The sequence below is a fragment of the Roseomonas sp. TF40 genome, assembly GCF_057219975.1.
Window position 1 is genome coordinate 17687 of record NZ_JBXVVR010000009.1, and the last position, 14497, is coordinate 32183.

The following is a 14497-nucleotide window of genomic DNA, read 5'->3' on the forward strand; positions in this document are numbered from 1 at the left end:
GCATGAAGAAGCTCATCCTCCTGCTGCTCCTGCTGCTGACGCCGGCGCTGGGCGCGCGCGCGCAGGACGCCTTCCTTGCCGAAGTGCCGGCCTTTGGCGGCGGCTTCGGCGCGGTGGCGGAATCGGTCGACCGCCTCGGCGCGCTGGGCGATCCCCGCGCCATCCCACTGCTGCGCGCGCTCGGCGACGGGCGGCTGCTGCGCAAATCCGATGGCACGCTGCTGCTGCGCGAGGGCACCGCGACACTCGATGTCGCCACCGGCGCGCCGGCCGATGCAACCGGCGCCGAACCCGTGCGCATCAACAATCGCGTGCGCGTGGCGCTGCGCGGCGCGCTGGGCCGGCTGCAGCTCGTCTCGCCCGATGCCGGTGAGCGCCAGGCCGCGGCCGAGGCCGTCTTCCGTACGCGATCGGCCGAGAATGTCGCGCTGCTGGAAGCCGCCTTGGCGCGCGAGAGCGTGCCGCGCATCCGCGAACGCATGGAGCTTGCCCTCGGCGCCTCGCGCCTGCTCGCCAGCGACCCCGCGGCGAAGCTTGCGGGCGTGGCCACGCTCGGCGCCAGCGCCTCGCCCGAGGCCCGCGCCGTGCTGCTCGAAGCGCGGGCCGCCAACCAGGAGATCCTGCCGCAGATCGAGGCTGCGGTCGCTGCCATCGACCGGCGCCTCGCCATCCGCCGCGGGGCGGAGACGCTGTTCCAGGGCCTCTCGCTCGGCTCGGTGCTGCTGCTTGCCGCGCTCGGCCTCGCCGTCACCTTCGGCGTGATGGGCGTGATCAACATGGCGCATGGCGAGTTCGTGATGCTCGGCGCCTACACGACCTTCATCGTGCAGGAGATCTGCCGCGACATTCCCTGGCTGCTGCCCTGGTCGTTGCCGCTTTCGGTGCCCGCCGCCTTCCTGGTGGCCGCGGCGGCAGGGGCCGCGATGGAACGCGGGCTGATCCGCCACCTCTATGGCCGCCCGCTGGAGACGCTGCTGCTGACCTTTGGCGTCGGCATGATGATCCAGCAGGCCGTGCGCCTGATCTTCGGCGCGCAGAACCGCGAAGTGCTGAGCCCGCCCTGGATGCAGGGCACGCTGCTGCTGCCCTTCGACATTCCGGTCACGGCCAACCGGCTCTGGATCCTGTTCTTCGCGCTCTTCGTGCTGGCGCTCACGGTGGCCGCCATCCGCTTCACGCGCTTCGGGCTCGAGATGCGCGCGGTGACGCAGAAGCGCGCCATCGCCGCCTCCATGGGCATCCGCACGGGCCGCGTGGATGCGCTGACCTTCGCCTTCGGCTCGGGCATCGCGGGCATCGCGGGCGTGGCGGTCAGCCAGATCGACAATGTCAGCCCCAACCTCGGCACCAGCTACATCATCGACAGCTTCCTCGTGGTCGTCTTTGGCGGCGTGGGCAGCCTGGCGGGCACGCTGGTCGGCGCGCTGGGCCTCGGTCTCGTGAACAAGCTGCTGGAGCCCTGGGCCGGCGCCGTGCTGGCGAAGGTCTTCGTGCTGGTCGCCGTGATGCTGTTCATCCAGCGGCGCCCGCGCGGGCTCTTCCCGCAGAAGGGCCGGGCGGCGGAGGCATGAGTGTGGCCGTCTCGCCCGCCGAGGCCCCGCCCTCGCGCCTGCGGCTCGGCCTGCGGGCCGGGCTGATCATCGCCGTGCTGGTGCTGGCCGCGATGCCGGTGCTGAACCAGTTGCCGGTGGACAACCCTTTGCATGTCTCGGACTTCCTCGTCTCCATCACGGGGAAGTGGATCTGCTATGGCATCCTGGCGCTGTCGCTCGACCTCGCCTGGGGCTATGCGGGCATCCTCTCGCTGGGCCATGGCGCCTTCTTCGCGCTTGGCGGCTATGCGATGGGCATGCACCTGATGCGCCTGATCGGCCCACGCGGCGTCTATGGCCACCCCGTGCTGCCGGACTTCATGGTGTTCCTCGGCTATCGCGAACTGCCGTGGTACTGGCTCGGCTTCGACAATTTCGCCTTCATGGTGCTGATGGTGCTGGCCGTGCCCGGGCTGCTCGCCTTCGTGCTCGGCTACCTTGCCTTCCGCAGCCGCATCACGGGTGTGTATCTCTCCATCATCACCCAGGCCATGACCTATGCGCTGATGCTGGCCTTCTTCCGCAACGACATGGGCTTCGGCGGCAATAACGGCTTCACCGACTTCAAGGAGTTGCTGGGCATGCCGCTGAACACGGGGGCGGCGCGCATCGCGCTGTTCTATGCCTCGCTGGTCGCGCTGGTCCTGTCCTATCTGCTCTGTGTGCGACTCACCCGCAGCAAATACGGCCGCGTGCTGACCGCGATCCGCGACGCGGAGAGCCGCGTGCGATTCCTCGGCTACAACGTCACGCATCACAAGCTCTTCGCCTTCGTCGTCTCCGCCATGCTGGCCGGCGTGGCCGGCGCGCTCTACGTGCCGCAGGTCGGCATCATCAACCCCGGCGAGTTCAGCCCCGGCAACTCGATCGAGGCCGTGGTCTGGGTGGCGGTGGGCGGGCGTGGCACGCTGGTGGGCGCGGTGCTCGGCGCCTTCACGGTGAACGGCCTCAAGACCTGGCTCACCTCCGCCGCGCCGGATCTCTGGCTCTTCGTGCTCGGCGGGTTGTTCGTGCTGGTCACGCTCTTCCTGCCCAAGGGCCTGATCGGCCTGCTGCGGAGGACGCCGAAATGAAGGGCCGTCGCCTCTACCTCGATGGCGTCTCGGTCGTCTTCGATGGCTTCCGCGCGCTGAACAACCTCTCCCTCATCGTCGAGCCGGGGGAGCTGCGCGCCGTCATCGGCCCGAACGGCGCGGGCAAGACGACGATGATGGATGTCATCACCGGCAAGACCCGGCCCACCCAGGGCAATGTGCGCTTCGGTGAGGCCGACCTGACACGCCTCGATGAGGCCGCCATCGCCAATCTCGGCATCGGGCGGAAATTCCAGAAGCCCACGGTCTTCGATGCGTTGACCGTCTTCGAGAACCTCGAACTGGCCTTGAAGGCCCCGCGCGGTCCGCTCGCCTGCCTGCGCTGGATCCTCTCCGGCGAGGCACGCAGCCGCATCGAGCAGACGCTGCACGAGACCGGCCTGGCCGAACGCGCGCAGGATCTGGCCGGCATCCTCAGCCACGGGCAGCGCCAATGGCTCGAGATCGGCATGCTGCTGATGCAGGACCCGGATCTGCTGCTGGTCGATGAACCCGTCGCCGGCATGACCGATGAGGAGACCGAGCACACCGCCGCGCTGCTGGTGCGCATAGCCGGTAGCCGCAGCGTGGTGGTGGTGGAGCATGATCTGGAATTCGTGCGTGCGCTCGGCCGGCGCGTCACGGTGCTGCATGAGGGCAGCGTGCTGAGCGAAGGGTCCATCGACCATGTGCAGAACGACCCGCGCGTCGTTGAAGTCTATCTGGGCCGCTAGATGCTGAACGTCGACACCATCGACCTCTCCTACGGCGCCAGCCTCTGCCTGCGCGGTGTCTCGCTGGTGGCGGAACCCGGACGTGTGACGGCCGTGCTCGGGCGCAACGGCGTGGGCAAATCCTCGCTGCTGCGCGCCATCATGGGGCTCGAGAAGGTCGGCAAGGGGACCATCACCTGGGAGGGGCGCGACATCACCCGGATGCCGCCCGCCGAACGTGCGCGCGCGGGCATCGGCTATGTGCCGCAAGGGCGCGAGATCTTTCCCTTCCTGACGGTGCAGGAGAATCTCGAAACCTCGCTCGCCGCCGCGCCACGCGGTTCCAAGGTCTCCGCGGAAGTCTTCGATCTCTTCCCCGTGCTGCGGCAATTCCTGCGCCGGCGCGGCGGCGATCTCTCAGGCGGGCAGCAGCAGCAACTTGCCATCGCGCGCGCCCTCTGCGCCCGGCCGCGGCTGCTGATCCTCGACGAGCCAACGGAGGGCATCCAGCCCTCCGTCATCAAGGACATCTCGCGGGTCATCCGCCACCTCTCCCGCGATCGTGGCATGGCGGTGATCCTGGTGGAGCAGTACTACGATTTCGCGCGCGAACTCGCCGACCAGATCGCGGTGATGGTGCGTGGCGAGGTGGCGCTGGGCGGGCCGGCCGGCACGCTGGACGAAGCAGCCGTGCGCAAGCTCCTCACGGTCTGAGCGCGAGCATCCCTTTCGAATCGAGGGCCAGCGGCGGCGCGCCGGGGGCCGCGCCGTAGACGTCGATCGGGTGGAACAAATAGATCCAGGGCGGGTTGGCGTGCAGCTGCCGCAGGCAGCGCGCATAGGCCTCCTCCCGCGCCGCGTCCTCGACTGCATGGTTGGCCGCGAGGATCATCGGCTCCAGCGCCGGATCATCATGCCCCTGCCACCACACGCCCTGCACGGCGGAGGAGATCTTGTCGTTCAGCACGCGGTAGCTGCTGTGCGGCGAACTGTCGAAGATGGCCAGGTCGCCGATGTTCTTGCGCCCGATCTCGCGCGCATATTCAGGCCGATCCTTCTGGACCTCGATCCGGCAGGGCAGGCCGATGGAGTCGAGGGCGGCGGCGACGCGCGCGCTGATCTCCAGCGCCTTCTCCGGCAGGGTCTCGGGCGTGCGCAGCAGCAGCGGTCCATCGGCGTGGAGGCCATCGAGCAGCCGCTTCGCGCGTTCCGGATCATGCGGATGCGGTGCAAGCCCCGCGCTGTGGCCGCCAAGATGCATCGGGCTGACGATGCTCGCCGAAAGCTGGCCCAGGCCGTGGAAGACCTCCTCCACCAGTGCCCGCCGATCCACCGCGAGATTGGCGGCGAGGCGCGCCGCCGGCGCCGTGAAGATCCCGCGGAAGCAGTTGAGGTAGTACATGACCGAGAGCGTGTTCACCGCGCGCCCCCAGGTGAAGGGCGCCTCGAAGGGCAGGCGCGCCTCGACGCGCTCGAGATTCATCGCCACATCCACCTCGCCCGCGCGCAACGCCGCAAGGCGATCCTCGGCATGGGGCATGGCGCGGAAATCGATGCGCGATGGCCCCTCACCCGCCGCGATCCGCTGCAGCACCACGCGCTGCTCGGCGGCGTAGTCCAGCACGCGCCAGGGGCCGGTGCCGAGCAGTGGCAACCCTTCGGGCGTCAGGCGGCAGGGGTAGAATTCGGAGAAAATGTCGAGGATGTCGGCGAAGGGCGTGGGGTTCTCCACCACCACCGTCCGCGCATCGGGCGCGGTGATTCGCGCCTCCGCCAGGTAGCGGCTGTAGCTCCATTTCATCCCGAACATATCGAGCGAGCCGAGCACGCCCTCCACGAAATCCAGCACATCCTGCGCGACGAAGGGCAGCCCATCCTGCCAACTGGCCCCCTCACGGATGGTGAAGATCCAGCGCCGCCCGCCCTGCTCATGACGCCAACTCGCAAAGAGTCCAGGCAGGATGCGCGCATCCTCCCAGCGCAGCAGCGGCTCCAGCGCCAGGTTCTTCAGCGTCAGCACGCTGGTGTCGTCGGTCACCTGGCGCGGCGGGGTGAAGCGGGCCTTCTCGGCGGCGATGCGGAGCGTGGACATGCGATTTCTTCCCTGCGGTCGCGATGATTGTGCCGGCTCGGCGATTTCGCGCTAGCCTCTTCGCAGCCAGAAGGACGCCGCCATGACGCTGACCCCCGAGATCGCCCGCCAGCTTCGCGCCTGCGCCGTGCCCACCATCAATGCCGTGATGGCGAAGTCGGGCCTGGGCAGCAACCACATGCGCCATGTCGCCCCGATCGGCCCGGCGCGGCGCTTCGTTGGCCGCGCGGTGACGCTGCGCGCCATCCCGACGCGCGAGGATCTGCGCGCGCGCGTCGCCGCCGGGGAACTCCCCGACCTGCAGAACAAGGCCTTCGAATCGCTCGGCCGGGACGACGTGCTGGTGATCGATGCGGGGGCGGATATGCGCGCCTCTGTGTTCGGCGACATCATGGCGACCTATGCGCAGGTCGCCGGCGCGGCCGCCATCGTCATCGATGGCTGTGTCTCCGACCGCGAGGCCATCGCGGGCATCGACCTGCCGGTCTTCGCGCGCGGCAATGCCGCCACCTCGGCCTCGCTCTTCCTGCATTTCGTCGAGATCGGTGCGCCCATCGGCTGCGACGGCGTGGGCGTGATGGCGGGCGACATCCTGGTGGGCGACGGCAATGGCGTGGTGCTGGTGCCCGCCGCCCATGCCGCGAAAGTGGCCGAAGCCGCCTTCGCGCGCGAGGAGATGGAAGCCTTCATCGTCGAGCGCATCAAGGCCGGCGCGCCGCTCACCGGCACCTATCCGGCGAATGCCGAGACGCGCGCCGCCTACGAGGCCTGGCGCGCGGCCAAGCGCTAGGCCGGCACCAGCATCCCGCGCGCGAGCGCCGGGCGCGCGGCCATCCGCGCCATCCAGGCCCGGAGGTTCGGCACGCCGCCGAGCCGGTCGAGCAGCTTCCCGCGGAAGGCGGCGGTGGGGTAGAGCGCGAAATCCGCCACCGTCACCTCGCCGCCGGCCAGGAAGGGCGACTTCGCGAGTTGCGCGTCGGCCACGCCGAAGAAGCGCATCAGCCGGCCCTCATAGTGGCGGATGATGTGCGGCGGTGTGTCCTGCAACTCGCTGTTCAGCACGAAGATCGGATGCGTGGCCGCGATGACATCCGTCATCACGAAGCTCATCCATTGCAGCGTCGCCGCGCGCGCGGCGGGCTCAGTCGGCAGGAAGCGCCCGGCCTTCTCGCAGAGGTAGAGCATGATGGCGAAGCTCTGCGACATGCCGATGCCATTGGTATGGTCGCGCATCACCGGCACGCTGCCGACCGGGTTGATCGCGAGCATCTCGGCGGGCAGCGACGCCTTGTCGTCGAAATCCACGAGATGCGCGCGATACTCCAGCCCGAGTTCCTCGAGCATGATGGAGACGCGCAAGCCATTGGTCGTGCGCGCCGACCAGATCTCGATCATGTGCCGAAGCCGATGCCCTCCAGGATCGGCTTCCACGCCGCTTCCTGGCGCTGCATGAAGGCCAGATGCTCGGCGGGCGTCGAGGTGATGATGTCCTGGCCGAGCCGTGTCGCCGCCACCTGCATCGCGGGGTCGGCGAAGGCGGCGTCGAAGGCGCGCTGCAGCACGGCGCGCGCATCGGCGGGGATGCCCTTCGGGCCGAACAGCCCCATCCAGCTCGTGACCTCGTAGCCGGGCAGCCCGGCCTCATCCATGGTCGGAAGGTCGGGCAGGATGCTCGCGCGCCGCAGCCCCGTGGTGGCCAGCGCACGCCAATGCCCCGCGCGCACCGGCTCCACCGAGGTGGCGATGGAGTTGAACATCACCTGCACGGCGCCGTTGGTGAGGTCGGCGCGCGCCAGCGCATCGCCGCGATAGGGCACATGCACCATCTGCGTGCCCGTCATCTTCATGAACATCTCGCCCGAGAGATGGATCGAGCCCCCCGCGCCGGCCGAGGCGAAGTTCAGCTTGCCGGGGTTGGCGCGCACATGCGCGATGAATTCCGGCACGGTGCGCGCCGGCACCGAGGGGTGCACGACCAGCACGTTCGGCGAGGCGAACATCAGCCCGAGGCAGTCGAGGTCACGCTCCCACTGGAAGGGCGTGTCGCGGATCAGGTAGCGCGTGTTGATGATGTTGGGCCCGCTGGTGACCATGGTGTAGCCATCGGCCGGCGCGCGCGCCGTGGCCTCGACGCCGAGATTGCCGCCTGCTCCGGGGCGGTTGTCCACCAGCACGCGCTGGCCGAGATGCGGCGCCATGAGGTCCGCGAAGGCGCGGCTCATCGCATCGCTTGCGCCGCCGGCGGGGAAGGGCACGATGATGCGCAGCGGCCGGTTCGGAAAGGCGCCCTGCGCGCGGGCCGCGCGCGGCATCAGGAAGGGGGCTGCGAGCAGGAGCGGAAGCTGGCGGCGATTCATGCGGGTTCTCTCCTTCGGACCCGCGCAGTCTCGGCAAGTCGGCGCGCGCGCGCAACGGGCAATTCAGCCCGGCAGGCCGCCAATGACCACGGGACGCGCAGGATCCGCACTCCAGGCGGACCAGGAGCCCACGAACATGGCAGCCGGTATACCGAGCGAAGCCAGTGCCGCGACATTATGCGCTGCCGAGACACCCGCGCCGCAGGACACGCCGATCGGCTTCGTCCCATCGGCGCCGAGCGCCGCGTAGAGATGCCGCAGCGTCTCAGCCTCGGCGAAGGTGCCGGCCTCGGTGAGGTTGTCGAAGGCCGGCGCGCTGAGCGAGCCCGGGATATGTCCGCGTCGCGGCGCGCCGGGGGCGACGGTGGCGCCGATGTAGTTGGGCCGCACGCGGCTATCGAGCAGCACGCCCGCGCGGGCCATCGCCTGCGCCGCATCGGCGTCGAGTTCCGGCATATGGCCTGGCGAGAGCACGACATCCCCGGGCGCGGGGCGCGGCGCCGCCTGCACCACGGGCAGCCCGGCGTCACGCCAGGCGGGAAATGCACCATCGAGCAGCCGCACATCGGCAATGCCGGCCCAGCGCAGCAGCCACCAGCCGCGCGCGGCGATGAGCAGCCGATCCATGTCGTAGAGCACCACGCGATCGCCCTGGCGAAGGCCCCAGCTGCGCGCATCGCGCTGCAGATCCGCGAGCGCCGGCAGGGGACGAGAGCCGCGCAGCCCGCCGCCCGGCCCAGCGAGCTGGGTCGGCAGATCGACATCGACGGCACCCGCGATGCGCGGCGTCGCAGCATAGGACGCGAGCCCCTCCGGCCCCGCGCTGCGCACGCAGAGCAGCACGGGCGGGCGCGGCCCGGCGAGTTCGGCGGCGAGCGCCTGTGCCGTGACGAAGACAGTGCTGCGCGGGTCGGCGGTCATGACGGGATCCTTAAAGCGTGGCGATGGCGGCCTGCATGCGCGCGATGCCCTCTTCGAGCAGCGCCGGCGGGCAGCCGAAATTCAGCCGCACATGCTTCGCCCCGCCCGCGCCGAATTCCGGCCCGGGATTGAAGCCGACCTTGGCCACGTCGAGGAAGAAGGCATGCGGGTCCGCGACCGGCAGCGCCGTGCAGTCGAGCCAGGCGAGGCAGGTGGCCTCAGGCGTCACCATGCTGACCCCCGGCAGGCGCGTGCCCATCGCGGCGCGCAGCGTGGCGCGGTTCGCTTCCAGCACGCGCAGCAGCGCGGCGAGCCAGGGCCCGCCCTCGGCATAGGCGGCGCGCGTCGCCTCCAGCCCCAGCACATTCGCGCCATCCACCATCCCGCTGCGCGTCGCCTCGAAGCGCGCGCGGATCGCGGGGTCGGTGATGATCGCGAAGGCAGCCTTCAGCCCGGCGATGTTGTAGGGCTTGGAGGGCGACATCAGCGTGATGGTGCGCGCCGCGATCGCCGGGTCGAGCGAGGCGATCGGCACATGCGCCCGGCCATCGAGGCCGAGTCCCGCATGGATCTCATCGGCCACGATCAGCGCGCCCGCACTCAGGCAGGCCTGCCCCATCGCGCGCAGATCCTCGGCGGAGAAGACCTTGCCGACCGGGTTGTGCGGGTTGCAGAGCAGGAAGGCGCCCACGCCGTCGAGCGCGCTGCGGAAGGCGTCGATGTCCAGCGCATAGCCCGTGGCCTCACGCACCAGCGGCGCTTCCTTGCGCGCCAGGCCCCAATTCCCCGGCGCTTCGAGCATCGGGCGATAGACCGGCGTCTGCACCAGCACCGCGCGGTCCGGCGCGCAGAAGGCCTTCACCGCCATGTTGAAGCCGGGCACCACGCCCGGGAGGAACACGATGTCCTCCGGCTGCACCTGCCAGCGATACTGTTCGGCGAGATGCGCCACGATCTGCCCGCGCAGCGCCGCACTCGCCACGCCATAGCCCAGCACCGGATGGGCGAGCCGCGCCGTGATGGCCGCGATGATGGCGGGCGAGGCCGCGAAATCCATGTCCGCGACCCACATCGGCAGCACGTCGGGCGCGTAGCGGCTCCATTTCGTGCTGGCCGTGCCGCGACGGTCGATGACGGTGGTGAAGTCGAAATCCATGCTGTCCTCGGCGTCCTCTCCGCGCCAGTGTGGCGCCTGCCGCGGGGCCTGCGAAGCCCCGCCCGGCGATGGACGGATGCGCCGGCAGATGCTCCGCTGCGCGCATGACCCAGGATGCCTCGCCGCTCCGCCATCCGCCCTTCCTGCTCTACCTGGCCTCGCGCATCCTCTCGGCGGGGTCGATGCAGGTGCTGGTCGTGGCGGTGGGCTGGCAGCTCTACGCGCTGACCGGCAGCGCACTGGACCTCGGCCTGCTCGGCCTCGCGCAGTTCGCGCCGGTGCTGCTGCTGACGCTGCCGGCGGGGCAGGTGGCGGATCGCTTCCCGCGCCAGGTCGTGCTGGCGCTCTGCCGCCTGGCGGCGGCGATGGCGGCGCTGGCCCTGGCACTGGGCAGTGCGGGCGGCTGGCTGGACCGCACGACCATCATGGTGCTGGTCAGCCTGCTCGGCGCCGCGCGGGCCTTCGAGCAGCCGGCCAATTCCGCGCTACTGGCGAGCGTGGTCGCACCAGGGCAGATCGCGCGCGCCACCGCCATGGCTTCCTCCGCCGCGCAGATCGCCTTCATCGCGGGGCCGGCGATGGGCGGGCTGCTCTACGGTCTGGGCGGGCCGGTGGTGTCCTACCTGCTGGCGGGCGGGGCGCTGGGCCTGTCGGCCGGCATGATCCTCGCGCTGCGCACCGCGCCGCGCATGGCCCCGCCCGGCCGGGCCACGTTGGCCTCCGTCGTCGCCGGCATCGGCTTCATCCGGCGCCGGCCGATCCTGCTCGGCGCCATGTCGCTCGACATGGTGGCGGTGCTGGCGGGCGGGGTCACGGCGCTGCTGCCGGTCTATGCGAAGGACATCCTCGAGACCGGCCCCGGCGGGCTCGGCCTGCTGCGCGCGGCACCGGCGGTGGGCGCACTCGGCATGTCGCTGCTGCTCGCCTGGCGGCCGATCGGCGGCGGGGCGGGGCAGCGCATGTTCCTCGCCGTGATCCTGTTCGGGGTGTCGGCCGCCCTGTTCGGCGCTTCCGCCTGGCTGCCGCTTTCCGTCGCGGCGCTGGTGCTGATGGGCGCGTCGGATGTGGTGAGCGTGGTGGTGCGCCAATCGCTGGTGCAACTCGCCACGCCGGATGACATGCGCGGGCGCGTGGCGGCGGTGAATGCGCTGTTCATCGGCGCCTCGAACCAACTCGGCGAGTTCCGCGCGGGGGTGAGCGCCGCGCTGATCGGCCCGGTCGGCGCGGTGGTGCTGGGCGGGCTCGCCACGGTGGGCGTGACGCTGCTCTGGATGCGGCTCTTCCCCACCCTGCGCGCCGTGGAGCGGCTGGAGGATGTGGTGCCGACAAGGCCCTGAGCCGTTCATCTTCACCGCGCCGATTCACGGTCCGGCAAGGGGTTCGTCCTTAGATCGTGGGCGTGATGAGCGGCCGTTCGTCGGGCCGCCTGTGGCAGGAGGCCGCGTCATGACCGAAGCACCCGTGCTCACCGCGCCCGCGCTCTACGCCTATGCCGTGCTGCCGGCCGATGCCGCGCTGCCATCCACGCCCGAGACCATCCTGCCCGGCGCGCCGCTGGCGCTGTTCCGCGGCGCGGGCTGCGCGGCGCTGGTCAGCGCCGTGCCGCGCCACGCCTTCGCCGCGCGCCCGGTGCAGGAACCGGCGCAGGCTGAATGGATCGCCGCGCGCACCCATGCGCATCACCTGACCATCGCCGCCGCCGCCGCGGCGGGGCCGGTGCTGCCGCTCGCCTTCGGGGCTGTGTTCGACGGCCCGGTGCCGCTCCGCGCTTGGCTCGATGCGCGCGCCCCGCGCCTGGCCGCCGCGCTGGCGGCGGTGGCGGGCTGCGCCGAGTTCACGCTGCGGCTGGAAGAGGATACGGAAGGCCACATCGCCTGGCTCGATGCGCATGATGCGGATCTGCGCGCCCTGGCGGAGGATGCGCGCAATGCCGGGGCCGATGACGCGTTCCGCCTCGGCGGGCGCCGCGCCCGACGGCTGACCGAGGCCCGCCACGCCCGACACCAGGCGTTGGCACGCGACCTTGCGGCGCGGCTGCAGCGCCATGCCCGGCTGCTGCCCGGCGACATGACGGCGCTGGTGCGCGAGGCGGATGTGCCAGCCCTGCGCGCGGATCTCGATCGCCTCGCCCGCGACCTCTCGGGCACCGGGCTGGCGCTGCGGCTCGCCGGGCCCTGGCCGCCCTATGCCTCGGCCCGGGCCGCGTTGCGCGAGGGCTGAACGCCACCGATCCGTCACGCAAGCGTCAAACGGCGGCAACAGGCCGGCGCCATGCAGCGCCGATGAGCACGCCCTTCCAGAACCCCGGCACCGTCGGCAAGCGCCTCGGCCCGCAGCCCCTGATCCACCCCTCCGCCGCGGTGCGCGACAGCACGCTCGGCGCCTATACCGAGGTCGGCGCGCGCAGCAGCCTCGCCGAGGTGACGATGGGCGACTACGCCTATGTCGTGCACGACACGCAGATCATCTACGCGACGATCGGGCGGTTCTGTTCCATCGCCAGCCATGTGCGGGTGAATCCCGGCAACCATCCGCTGGAGCGCGTGGCGCTGAGCCACTTCACCTACCGCGCCAGCGCCTATGGCCTCGGCCCGGATGAGGCCGGCTTCTTCGACTGGCGGCGCGAGCACCATGTGACGCTCGGCCCGGATGTGTGGCTCGGCCATGGCGTGATCGTGCTGCCGGGTGTCACGATCGGCGCGGGCGCGGCGATCGGCGCTGGCACCGTGGTGACGAAGGACGTGCCGCCCTTCGCGGTGATGGTCGGCAATCCGGCACGCCTGCTGCGCTTCCGCTTTCCCGAAGCCGTGCGACATTCGCTGCTTCGCATCGCCTGGTGGGACTGGCCACACGACAAGCTCGGGGCTGCTCTGGATGAATTCCGCACCTCATCCGCGGAGTCCTTCTGCGCCCGGCACGACCCGCTCTTCTGTCACGAAGGATAAGCAGGACCGTCACACGATGGTCAGCCGCGGCGGCTAAGTCGCCCCCGGTGCAAAGGGGCGGGTGACCATGGCGCAGCGGCGCAACGTGCTTCTCATCGTGGTGGATCAGTGGCGGGCGGATTTCGTGCCGGCCCTCGGCGCGGATTTCCTGCGCACGCCCAACCTCGATCGCCTCTGCCGGGAGGGCGTGACCTTCCGCAACCACGTCACCACCGCGGTGCCCTGCGGGCCGGCGCGCTCCTCGCTGCTGACCGGCCTCTACCTGATGAACCATCGCGCGGTGCAGAACACCGTGCCGCTCGATGCGCGCCACTTCAACCTCGGCAAGGCGCTGCGGCTGATCGGCTACGATCCTGCGCTGATCGGCTACACGACCACGACGCCCGACCCGCGCACCACCGGACCGCGCGACCCGCGCTTCACCACGCTCGGCGACCTGATGGACGGATTCCGCAGCGTGGGCGCCTTCGAGCCGAGCATGGATGGTTATTTCGGCTGGCTCGCGCAGAAGGGCTTCGACCTGCCGCCGAAGCGCGAGGACATCTGGCTGCCCGCGGGGCTGGACGCCGTGCCAGGGGCCACCGCCCTGCCCTGCCGGATCCCGGCCGAGTTCTCCGACAGCGCCTATTTCACCGAACGCGCGCTGACCTACCTGAAGGGGCGCGGCCGGCGGCCGTGGTTCCTGCATCTCGGCTATTACCGCCCGCACCCGCCCTTCATCGCGCCCGCGCCCTACAACACGCTCTATGCGCCGGCGGACATGCCGGCCCCGATCCGCCGCGCGACATGGCAGGAGGAAGCCGCCCAGCACCCGCTGCTGCGCCACTACCTGCAGGGCCAGTCGCAGGGCAGCTTCTTCCATGGCGCCGGTGGCGCGGTGACCGCGCTGGACGAGGCGGCGATCCGCCAGATGCGCGCCACCTATGCCGGGCTGATCACGGAGATCGACGACTGCCTCGGCAAGGTCTTCGCCTATCTCGAGCAGACCGGCCAGTGGGAGGAGACGATGATCGTCTTCACCTCCGACCATGGCGAGCAGCTTGGCGACCATTGGCTGCTCGGCAAGATCGGCTACCAGGATGAGAGCTTCCGCATCCCGCTGGTGATCAAGGATGCCGGCGCCAATCCGCGCGCCGGCGCCGTGGATGCCGCCTTCACCGAAAGCGTGGACGTGATGCCGACGATCCTCGAGGCGCTGGGCGGGGCCACGCCACGCGCCTGCGACGGTGCCTCGCTGCTGCCGCTGCTGCGCGGCGAGCGGCCCGAGCATTGGCGCGACCTGCTCTTCTACGAATACGACTTCCGCGACGTGCACTACTCGAAACCCGAGACCTCGCTCGGCCTGGGCATGGATGAGAGCAGCCTCTGCGTCGTGCAGGATGCCGAGTTCAAATACGTGCATTTCGCCGCCCTGCCGCCGCTGCTCTTCGACCTGAGCGTGGATCCGCATTGCTTCGTCAACCTCGCGGATGACCCCGCCCATGCAGGCGTGGTGCGCGACTATGCGCAGAAGGCGCTGTCGCACCGCATGAAGCATGCCGAGCGCACGCTCACGCATTTCCGCGCGACACCCGCCGGGCTCGAGGAGCGCACCCCCGCCCCACCATCCGCCGCGCTGCGCGACGCCGCCGAATGACCCGCGATCCGA

General features: G+C 70.5%; 14 protein-coding genes. 9 read left to right on the forward strand and 5 right to left on the reverse strand.

Annotated elements, in window-relative coordinates; all coding sequences use genetic code 11:
* Positions 1 to 2: 2 nt before the first annotated feature.
* Genes urtB through urtE form a run of 4 tightly spaced genes read left to right on the forward strand, consistent with a single transcriptional unit; the run spans position 3 to position 4092 of the window.
* The gene (gene urtB, locus AC2D9U_RS21075) at positions 3 to 1571 is read left to right on the forward strand and encodes an urea ABC transporter permease subunit UrtB (protein WP_484752623.1); all 1569 of its coding nucleotides are present in this window, start codon (positions 3 to 5) and stop codon (positions 1569 to 1571) included.
* Complete coding sequence (urtC, locus tag AC2D9U_RS21080; RefSeq protein ID WP_484752625.1) at positions 1568 to 2665, forward strand: urea ABC transporter permease subunit UrtC; 1098 nt, start codon at positions 1568 to 1570, stop codon at positions 2663 to 2665. The genes urtB and urtC overlap by 4 nt, the downstream gene beginning before the upstream one ends.
* The gene (gene urtD / locus AC2D9U_RS21085) at positions 2662 to 3399 is read left to right on the forward strand and encodes an urea ABC transporter ATP-binding protein UrtD (protein ID WP_484752627.1); all 738 of its coding nucleotides are present in this window, start codon (positions 2662 to 2664) and stop codon (positions 3397 to 3399) included. The genes urtC and urtD overlap by 4 nt, the downstream gene beginning before the upstream one ends.
* Complete coding sequence (gene urtE / locus AC2D9U_RS21090; protein WP_484752629.1) at positions 3400 to 4092, forward strand: urea ABC transporter ATP-binding subunit UrtE; 693 nt, start codon at positions 3400 to 3402, stop codon at positions 4090 to 4092.
* Here urtE and AC2D9U_RS21095 read toward each other — a convergent pair.
* Entirely contained in the window at positions 4082 to 5470 is a 1389-nt protein-coding gene (locus tag AC2D9U_RS21095; RefSeq protein WP_484752631.1) for an ABC transporter substrate-binding protein, read from the reverse strand. The two genes, urtE and AC2D9U_RS21095, sit on opposite strands and share 11 nt — an antisense overlap.
* 82 nt (positions 5471 to 5552) lie before the next feature.
* On the opposite strand from AC2D9U_RS21095, the gene AC2D9U_RS21100 reads away from it, so the two are divergent.
* On the forward strand, positions 5553 to 6260 hold the full coding sequence (locus AC2D9U_RS21100; RefSeq protein WP_484752633.1) for an RraA family protein: 708 nt from the start codon (positions 5553 to 5555) through the stop codon (positions 6258 to 6260).
* On the opposite strand, the gene AC2D9U_RS21105 is transcribed toward AC2D9U_RS21100, so the two are convergent.
* From AC2D9U_RS21105 to AC2D9U_RS21120, 4 genes are all read right to left on the reverse strand, one after another.
* The gene (locus AC2D9U_RS21105) at positions 6257 to 6865 is read right to left on the reverse strand and encodes a glutathione S-transferase family protein (protein WP_484752635.1); all 609 of its coding nucleotides are present in this window, start codon (positions 6863 to 6865) and stop codon (positions 6257 to 6259) included. The genes AC2D9U_RS21100 and AC2D9U_RS21105 overlap by 4 nt on opposite strands.
* Positions 6862 to 7827 (reverse strand): Bug family tripartite tricarboxylate transporter substrate binding protein, encoded by a 966-nt coding sequence (locus tag AC2D9U_RS21110; RefSeq protein ID WP_484752636.1) that lies wholly within the window; start codon positions 7825 to 7827, stop codon positions 6862 to 6864. Before AC2D9U_RS21110 ends, AC2D9U_RS21105 begins: the two co-directional genes overlap by 4 nt.
* Before the next feature lie 63 nt (positions 7828 to 7890).
* Positions 7891 to 8748, reverse strand: a complete 858-nt coding sequence (locus AC2D9U_RS21115) for a sulfurtransferase (RefSeq protein WP_484752638.1) — start codon at positions 8746 to 8748, stop codon at positions 7891 to 7893.
* A 10-nt stretch (positions 8749 to 8758) separates the two neighbouring features.
* A complete protein-coding gene (locus tag AC2D9U_RS21120) occupies positions 8759 to 9904 on the reverse strand; it encodes a MalY/PatB family protein (protein ID WP_484752640.1) in 1146 nt (381 codons plus the stop codon).
* 104 nt (positions 9905 to 10008) lie between these two features.
* On the opposite strand from AC2D9U_RS21120, the gene AC2D9U_RS21125 reads away from it, so the two are divergent.
* The 4 genes from AC2D9U_RS21125 to pehA all read left to right on the forward strand — a co-directional run bounded on the left by AC2D9U_RS21125 (position 10009) and on the right by pehA (position 14485).
* Positions 10009 to 11241 carry an MFS transporter gene (locus AC2D9U_RS21125; RefSeq protein WP_484752643.1) on the forward strand — a complete coding sequence of 411 codons (1233 nt, stop codon included), beginning with the start codon at positions 10009 to 10011 and terminating at the stop codon, positions 11239 to 11241.
* A 109-nt stretch (positions 11242 to 11350) separates the two neighbouring features.
* Positions 11351 to 12124 carry a GvpL/GvpF family gas vesicle protein gene (locus tag AC2D9U_RS21130; protein ID WP_484752645.1) on the forward strand — a complete coding sequence of 258 codons (774 nt, stop codon included), beginning with the start codon at positions 11351 to 11353 and terminating at the stop codon, positions 12122 to 12124.
* Between the two features lie 62 nt (positions 12125 to 12186).
* Positions 12187 to 12849, forward strand: coding sequence for an LbetaH domain-containing protein (locus AC2D9U_RS21135; RefSeq protein WP_484752649.1), 663 nt, complete (start codon positions 12187 to 12189; stop codon positions 12847 to 12849).
* A 67-nt stretch (positions 12850 to 12916) separates the two neighbouring features.
* A complete protein-coding gene (gene pehA, locus AC2D9U_RS21140) occupies positions 12917 to 14485 on the forward strand; it encodes a phosphoric/sulfuric ester hydrolase PehA (protein WP_484752652.1) in 1569 nt (522 codons plus the stop codon).
* Positions 14486 to 14497: the final 12 nt, after the last annotated feature.

Coding starts and splice junctions, on each gene's coding strand:
- AC2D9U_RS21110 (WP_484752636.1), bottom strand. CDS start 7,827: ATGAATCGCCGCCAGCTTCCGCTCCTGCTCGCAGCCCCCTTCCTGATG.
- AC2D9U_RS21120 (WP_484752640.1), bottom strand. CDS start 9,904: ATGGATTTCGACTTCACCACCGTCATCGACCGTCGCGGCACGGCCAGC.
- AC2D9U_RS21115 (WP_484752638.1), bottom strand. CDS start 8,748: ATGACCGCCGACCCGCGCAGCACTGTCTTCGTCACGGCACAGGCGCTC.
- AC2D9U_RS21105 (WP_484752635.1), bottom strand. CDS start 6,865: ATGATCGAGATCTGGTCGGCGCGCACGACCAATGGCTTGCGCGTCTCC.
- urtB (WP_484752623.1), top strand. CDS start 3: ATGAAGAAGCTCATCCTCCTGCTGCTCCTGCTGCTGACGCCGGCGCTG.
- urtE (WP_484752629.1), top strand. CDS start 3,400: ATGCTGAACGTCGACACCATCGACCTCTCCTACGGCGCCAGCCTCTGC.
- AC2D9U_RS21125 (WP_484752643.1), top strand. CDS start 10,009: ATGACCCAGGATGCCTCGCCGCTCCGCCATCCGCCCTTCCTGCTCTAC.
- AC2D9U_RS21135 (WP_484752649.1), top strand. CDS start 12,187: ATGAGCACGCCCTTCCAGAACCCCGGCACCGTCGGCAAGCGCCTCGGC.
- urtC (WP_484752625.1), top strand. CDS start 1,568: ATGAGTGTGGCCGTCTCGCCCGCCGAGGCCCCGCCCTCGCGCCTGCGG.
- urtD (WP_484752627.1), top strand. CDS start 2,662: ATGAAGGGCCGTCGCCTCTACCTCGATGGCGTCTCGGTCGTCTTCGAT.
- pehA (WP_484752652.1), top strand. CDS start 12,917: ATGGCGCAGCGGCGCAACGTGCTTCTCATCGTGGTGGATCAGTGGCGG.
- AC2D9U_RS21130 (WP_484752645.1), top strand. CDS start 11,351: ATGACCGAAGCACCCGTGCTCACCGCGCCCGCGCTCTACGCCTATGCC.
- AC2D9U_RS21100 (WP_484752633.1), top strand. CDS start 5,553: ATGACGCTGACCCCCGAGATCGCCCGCCAGCTTCGCGCCTGCGCCGTG.
- AC2D9U_RS21095 (WP_484752631.1), bottom strand. CDS start 5,470: ATGTCCACGCTCCGCATCGCCGCCGAGAAGGCCCGCTTCACCCCGCCG.